Source organism: Lactococcus sp. EKM203L (assembly GCF_011800585.1).
GTDB lineage: Bacteria > Bacillota > Bacilli > Lactobacillales > Streptococcaceae > Lactococcus > Lactococcus lactis.
This window is the reverse complement of record NZ_JAALEQ010000024.1, coordinates 1-6,288: the sequence shown is the minus strand read 5'-3', so window position 1 is coordinate 6,288 and position 6,288 is coordinate 1. Positions and strand designations below refer to the sequence as shown.

Below are 6,288 nucleotides of genomic sequence, written 5' to 3'. Positions count from 1 at the left end.
TAAAATTTTTTAAAAATGATACGCCTTTTTGCACCAATATTCACAATGTTTTTACTGAAAAATCGATAAAAATAGGCGGTTCTGTTGCAAAGTTTTAAATCTACTATCAAATAAGGTAGAATAATAGAAAAAGATAGCAGGAGGAATGACGATGAATCATTTTAAAGGAAAGCAATTTCAGCAGGATGTGATTATTGTAGCCGTGGGCTACTATCTTCGTTATAACCTTAGCTATCGTGAAGTTCAAGAAATCTAATATGATCGTGGCATTAACGTTTCTCATACGACGATTTATCGTTGGGTGCAAGAATATGGCAAACTACTCTATCAAATTTGGAAAAAGAAAAATAAAAAATCCTTTTATTCATGGAAAATGGATGAAACGTACATCAAAATTAAAGGAAAATGGCATTATTTGTATCGAGCCATCGATGCAGATGGTTTAACCTTGGATATTTGGTTACGTAAAAAACGGGACACACAAGCAGCCTATTAAGTTAAAGGAGGAGTACTAATATGGTTCAACAAATCGTTCTACCCATCAAAGATTCAAATATCTTAAAAATGGTGCAGGATACACTACTTGATAGTTTTCGTGCTGGTCGTCGCAACTATACAATTTTCCAAGTTGGGAAAGCGACCTTGCTACGTGTGAGTGACGTCATGAAATTAAAAAAAACAGATGTCTTTAATCTTGATGGAACAGTCAAACAAACTGCATTTATTCATGATCAAAAAACAGGTAAGGGAAATACGTTATATTTAAAACCTGTCCAACAAGATTTAATGCTTTATCATGCATGGCTCATCCAACAAAACATGAATTCTGAATGGTTATTTCCATCAACCTCTCGCCCAGAGCGTCATATCACTGAAAAGCAATTTTATAAGATTATGGCACGAGTTGGTGATCTTTTAGGAATTAACTATCTAGGAACGCATACCATGCGTAAAACAGGCGCTTATCGGGTCTATACGCAGTCAAACTATAATATTGGTTTAGTGATGCATTTATTAAACCATTCAAGTGAAGCTATGACCTTAACGTATCTTGGATTAGATCAAGCTAGTCGAGAAACGATGTTAGACCAAATTGATTTTGGGTAATGAATGTTTAGAACTTAGTAGTCGTCCAAAAACGACTACTTTTTTTGTTGAATCGTCCTTGGACGATTCGATGGTTTTGACTTGTAAGAACAGGATTGAATGAAGCCATACTGTTCGCATATTTTTAGTGGATGAACAAACAAAATACGAGAGATTTTTTGTTCATCCATCCATCCATGGTTTTAGAAAAAAGAGGGACGATTTCGGAAGAAGAAAATCGTCTATTTTTTTTCTTCTTTTTGTATGACAAAAAGAAAGATCTTTTGCCCATTTTATAAAAATAAAATGGGTAGGTGGCGTTTGCGTAAAGCAAATCGACACAATCCAAAGGGGATAAAAGGGGAAAGTGAAACTTCCCCCTTTTCAAGCCACATTGTAATACAAGAACGAAGTGCTTTGTATTACAATGTGATAGCTTGCAGTATTTATGGTTTTATATGGTCTATTTTGTTATGAGGATTGTAACCGAATAGGGCGCAATACTTATTACAAAATCAATGACAAAGGGCGATTGAGGAATGAGCGCTGAGGCATTTTATCTTTGAGGAAGTTCTTGATGGATCAGAAAAATGTATCACAAATTGAAACAAAGACTCACTCATTTAAGAGACGCTACTAGCATGAAATTTTGCTGTTGTGATAAGCAACTTCTGATACACGATTTTTAGTCATTACATCACTCGTTTTTAGAGTGATGTGTAAGTGCGCATTGCATTCTTTTTTTACGAAAGAAGCCGACCAGCGTTTGAAACTTTTTAGTTTTTCATCATTCTATTTTAAAACGCTCTAAAACTCGATTTAAGCGACTTTAGTTCGAAACGGTCTATTTGTTCAAAGGGAGCATTAAGAAGGCTTAAACGAGCTTTTAAGGGGGTTTAAATTGATTTTGAGTTGAATATCTTGTTGTAAGTTGTAAAAAAACAAGTTAAACAAAGTATCGGTTTTCCATTTAAGGGTTGTTAGGGCTTGCCCTGACCGTCTGTAAGACGCTTGATTCCATGATATGAGTATTTAGCTAGTCAAACAGTTAAAACAGCTTATACGAGCAATTAGAGGGAATCCAATAAATTCCTAAAAGTGGTTTTGATCTTTTCTTTTAGCGAGTGAACGCTGCAAGTAAAATGTGAGCGTGGTTTTCGCTCACTCCTTTTTTTGATGACTTTGACCTTTGGTTTTAAATTTTTGAAAAAAATAAAAAAAGGCGAAGCCTATTATATATTTATCTTATATATTTTAATCTTTTATTCTTTTGCGTCAAAAAAAAGTGAGTGTTTTCAAAGGATTTCAGATTTTTATTCCTAGAAAAAACTGTGTATGTTCCTAGAAAAAACTGTGTATGTTCCTAGAAAAAACTGTGTATGTTCCTAGAAAAAACTTTTTTAACTAGGAGTATTTTGATATAATAAAAGCATAGAGAAATCACACGTCTAAATGAGTCTCTCTATGCCCACTCTAGAACACGCAAAGGAGCGTATCTCTATGTCTATTATACCAAAGAATGAACAAAATCAGAAGCAGGTGCAAATCTTGAACGAATTATCAAAACGAAGAGTAGTAGAGCATAATTCTTTAATTACCAGCATTGCCAAAATGGATAAAACGCCATTGAAAATGTTTGAATTAGCCGTATCGTGCATTGATACCGAAGAACCACCAAAAGATCATACGGTTTATTTATCGAAGAACGAACTCTTTGCTTTTTTTAAGGTGTCTGATAATGACAAACACAGTCGTTTTAAACAGGCAGTCGAGAACATGCAAAAACAAGCCTTTTTTAAAATCAAAGAAAAAAAAGAACATGGTTTTGAATTTGAAAATATTGTGCCGATTCCCTATGTAAAGTGGACGGATTATCATGATGAAGTCACTATCCGATTTAGTCCTGAAATTATGCCGTATTTAATCAACCTAAAACAGAATTTTACGCAACACGCTTTATCCGATCTTGCAGAACTCAATAGCAAATACTCTATTATCTTGTACCGTTGGTTATCCATGAACTATAACCAATATGAGCATTATAGTTATAAGGGTGGACGGAGAGAAGAACAAGTGGAATCCTACCGAAACCCTACCATTTCCATCCGAGAATTGCGAGCATTGACAGATACTGTAAAAGATTACCCAAGAATCGACAACTTTGAAACATGGATATTAAAAAAACCTTTAGAAGAAATCAACGCCCATACGTCTTTTAATGTGACCTATGACAAGATAAAAAAAGGACGAAGCATTGATTCTATTGTCTTTCATATCACAAAAAAACGTCGAGCAGATGATAACAGCTATAAGTTAAAAGATAAAGATTATCAATCCGACAAAGAGGAAAAATCAAGAAATGAAGCTGACTTATTAAAACAGGCAATGGAAAGCAAGTACACACGATTATTGATTGAAAACTTTCTCTTATCCCCTCTTGAAATGACGGACACGGCACTTATGGCAGGTTTGCAAAAGAACGTCTATCCGTTGTATGACGAGTTAAAGGAATTAAGAGGATTGAATGGGGTCAAAGACCATTTAAGCTATGTAGCCAGCAAACAAGAAGCTTATTCAAAACGCAATGTAGCCAAGTATTTGAAGAAAGCCATTGAACAATACCTACCAACTGTAAAATTACAAGACCTTGAACAACCAGAACGTGCAAAGGTTCGAGGTAAAGGTGCAAGTCATGAGTGAGAATTTAAAAACGATTAAAGAGTTGGCGGATGAGTTAGGTGTTTCTAAACAAGCTATTCAATATCATATAAAATCATTGACAAACAAAAACCGACAAACAAACGACAAAGGTGTAACGGTTTTGTCTGCGATAGAACAAGAATTTATAAGGGGTAAAGTAGACAAACAGACAAACAAAAACAAGACAAATGAATCGACAAAAAAGCGACAAACAGACAAACAAAAAGAACCGAATATTAATCAATATTTGTTAAATGAAATTGAAGAAGTTAAGAAAAATAGGGATAAACAATTAGCAGTTAAAGACGAACAAATAAAAAGTTTAGTGGAAGCACAAAAACAAACTCAAAACCTCTTAGACCAGCAACAACGCCTAGCTTTGCAGGATAAAAAGTTACTTGAAGAGTATAAGTCAGAAATCAATGACTTAAAAGCTCTTAAAATGTCTACACAGGAAACAGAATTCAAACACTTAGACAATCAATATAAAGATGAAGTGAACGCTCTTAAAGAGAAGTTGGAAAATTTGCAGGAACAAATCAAAGGTCAAAAAAGGATAGAAGAACAAGAAAAACCAAGAAAATGGTGGGAACTATGGCGAAAATAGATGATTCAATTAAAAAGAAAGTTCCAGAATTGCGGTTTAAAGGATTCACGGACGATTGGGAACAGCGTAAGTTAACTGAAATTGTGAACCGAGTGAATAAATCTTCTAATTCTGATGTTTTACCTAAAGTTGAGTTTGAGGATATTGTTTCAGGAGAAGGTCGCTTAAACAAAGATATTTCATCAAAATTTGATAGTCGAAAAGGCACGTTGTTTGAACCTGAAAATATTTTGTATGGGAAACTTCGTCCGTATTTGAAAAATTGGTTATTCTCTGATTTTGAAGGTGTTGCATTAGGTGATTTCTGGGTTTTTGAAGCTACTGATGTTAGCGTTCCGTCCTTTGATTATTACCTAATTCAATCAGATAATTATCAAAAAGTTGCAAACGATACTTCAGGTACAAAGATGCCGCGTTCTGATTGGAAAAACGTTTCTTCCACAGATTTTGCAATTCCAAGCAAGGATGAACAAAAACAAATTGGTGCCTTCTTCAAACAACTCGATAACACTATCGTTCTTCATCAACGTAGGTTGGATTTACTCAAGGAACAGAAAAAAGGCTACTTGCAAAAAATGTTCCCTAAAAATGGTGCCAAAGTTCCTGAATTGCGATTTGCGGGGTTTGCTGACGATTGGGAAGAACGTAAGTTCAAAGATATTCTAAAAACACATTCATTCCGTTCGTACTTAGCTGATGGTTCAGATGATGGTAAGTACGAAGTGATTCAACAAGGTAATAATCCAATTGTTGGATATTCTGATGGTGAACCTTTTACTGATTACAAAGATATAACTCTATTTGGAGACCATACTGTTTCGTTATATAATCCACAAAGTCCATTCTTTATTGCTACTGATGGAGTAAAAATTTTAAGTGCAGATAATTTTGAGGGTGATTACCTTTATACAACGTTAGAACGTTATAAACCAGCTCCTCAAGGATATAAGCGTCATTTTACAATTTTGAAAAATAAAGATTTATGTTTTACCAGAAATGTGGAAGAACAAAAACAAATTGGTTCATTCTTCAAACAACTCGACAACACTATCACCCTTCATCAACGTAAGTTAGATTTATTGAAAGAACAGAAAAAAGGCTTTTTACAAAAGATGTTTGTTTAGGGTCTATAATTATATAATAACCCCTGATAAATCCCGTTAAAATAGCCCCTAAGATCTAACTTTTAGATCTTGGGGGCTATTTTTTTGTTCTAATGATATAATAACTCTAAAAGGAGTAAGCAAATGAATAATGTTTTTAAACCCATTAAGTATTTAAGTATCATTATGCTTGTTATTATTATCTCGGCTGTAAAAACTTATATTATCAATCCTAATTTCTCAGATACATTAAATTCTGTATCAAGTAATATTTCCAAATCGGTCTCACAGAAATCAGGATTAAATTTAGTTGTTGCTTATATTTTTAATAATGGATTTAAAGTCCCAATGGGGATGTTAATTTTTTCAATTATACCTCTCCGATTTTTATATTGGATTCAGCCACTTTTTACAGCTATATTACCTGGAATTTTATTTGGGATAGCATTTAGATACTCGGTTGCAAAAGCTTTTATTATATTAATTTCTTCGCTACCTCATATATTATTAGAGATATTCGCATTTTGCTTATGGATGGTCGCTCTTGATCGTTTTAACAAATGGATTAGATACAAAATATCTAGGAACAAACAAACAAATACTGAGTTATTTTATGAATTCAAGTTAATATTAATCTCGTATGTTAAGTACGTTATCCCATTAATTGTTATCGCAGCTTTCACCGAAACTTACGTTGCTGATTGGATTAGTCATATATGCTTTTCTTAAGCGGTTAGTGAAGCAGTTTGATGAACCGAAGGTTGTAGTCACAGATAAAGCCCCCTCTATTAC

At 33.8% G+C, this 6,288-nt stretch carries 5 protein-coding genes and 2 pseudogenes; all 7 read left to right on the top strand.

Translation table 11 applies throughout. From position 1 onward, the window contains the following. Window positions 1–151 precede the first annotated feature (151 nt). Window positions 152–493, top strand: a pseudogene (locus HFD15_RS13720) (IS6-like element IS1216 family transposase); the annotation flags it as partial. 23 nt (window positions 494–516) lie between these two features. Beyond that, entirely contained in the window at window positions 517–1,107 is a 591-nt protein-coding gene (locus HFD15_RS13715; RefSeq protein ID WP_167593795.1) for a site-specific integrase, read from the top strand. 1,479 nt (window positions 1,108–2,586) lie between these two features. Beyond that, window positions 2,587–3,786, top strand: a complete 1,200-nt coding sequence (locus tag HFD15_RS13710) for a RepB family plasmid replication initiator protein (protein WP_167593794.1) — start codon at window positions 2,587–2,589, stop codon at window positions 3,784–3,786. Next, the gene (locus tag HFD15_RS13705; RefSeq protein WP_167593793.1) at window positions 3,779–4,393 is read left to right on the top strand and encodes an HTH domain-containing protein; all 615 of its coding nucleotides are present in this window, start codon (window positions 3,779–3,781) and stop codon (window positions 4,391–4,393) included. The genes HFD15_RS13710 and HFD15_RS13705 overlap by 8 nt, the downstream gene beginning before the upstream one ends. Beyond that, window positions 4,381–5,517, top strand: coding sequence for a restriction endonuclease subunit S (locus tag HFD15_RS13700; protein ID WP_230315893.1), 1,137 nt, complete (start codon window positions 4,381–4,383; stop codon window positions 5,515–5,517). The genes HFD15_RS13705 and HFD15_RS13700 overlap by 13 nt, the downstream gene beginning before the upstream one ends. Before the next feature lie 123 nt (window positions 5,518–5,640). Beyond that, the gene (locus HFD15_RS13695; protein WP_167593791.1) at window positions 5,641–6,225 is read left to right on the top strand and encodes a stage II sporulation protein M; all 585 of its coding nucleotides are present in this window, start codon (window positions 5,641–5,643) and stop codon (window positions 6,223–6,225) included. Next, window positions 6,212–6,288: pseudogene (locus HFD15_RS13690) on the top strand (IS6 family transposase); the annotation flags it as partial. The gene HFD15_RS13695 and the pseudogene HFD15_RS13690, both read left to right, overlap by 14 nt.

What these genes read in the sequence shown, in the direction of transcription:
- HFD15_RS13715 (WP_167593795.1), top strand. Translation starts at nt 517, where the DNA reads ATGGTTCAACAAATCGTTCTACCCATCAAAGATTCAAATATCTTAAAA.
- HFD15_RS13700 (WP_230315893.1), top strand. Translation starts at nt 4,381, where the DNA reads ATGGCGAAAATAGATGATTCAATTAAAAAGAAAGTTCCAGAATTGCGG.
- HFD15_RS13705 (WP_167593793.1), top strand. Translation starts at nt 3,779, where the DNA reads ATGAGTGAGAATTTAAAAACGATTAAAGAGTTGGCGGATGAGTTAGGT.
- HFD15_RS13710 (WP_167593794.1), top strand. Translation starts at nt 2,587, where the DNA reads ATGTCTATTATACCAAAGAATGAACAAAATCAGAAGCAGGTGCAAATC.
- HFD15_RS13695 (WP_167593791.1), top strand. Translation starts at nt 5,641, where the DNA reads ATGAATAATGTTTTTAAACCCATTAAGTATTTAAGTATCATTATGCTT.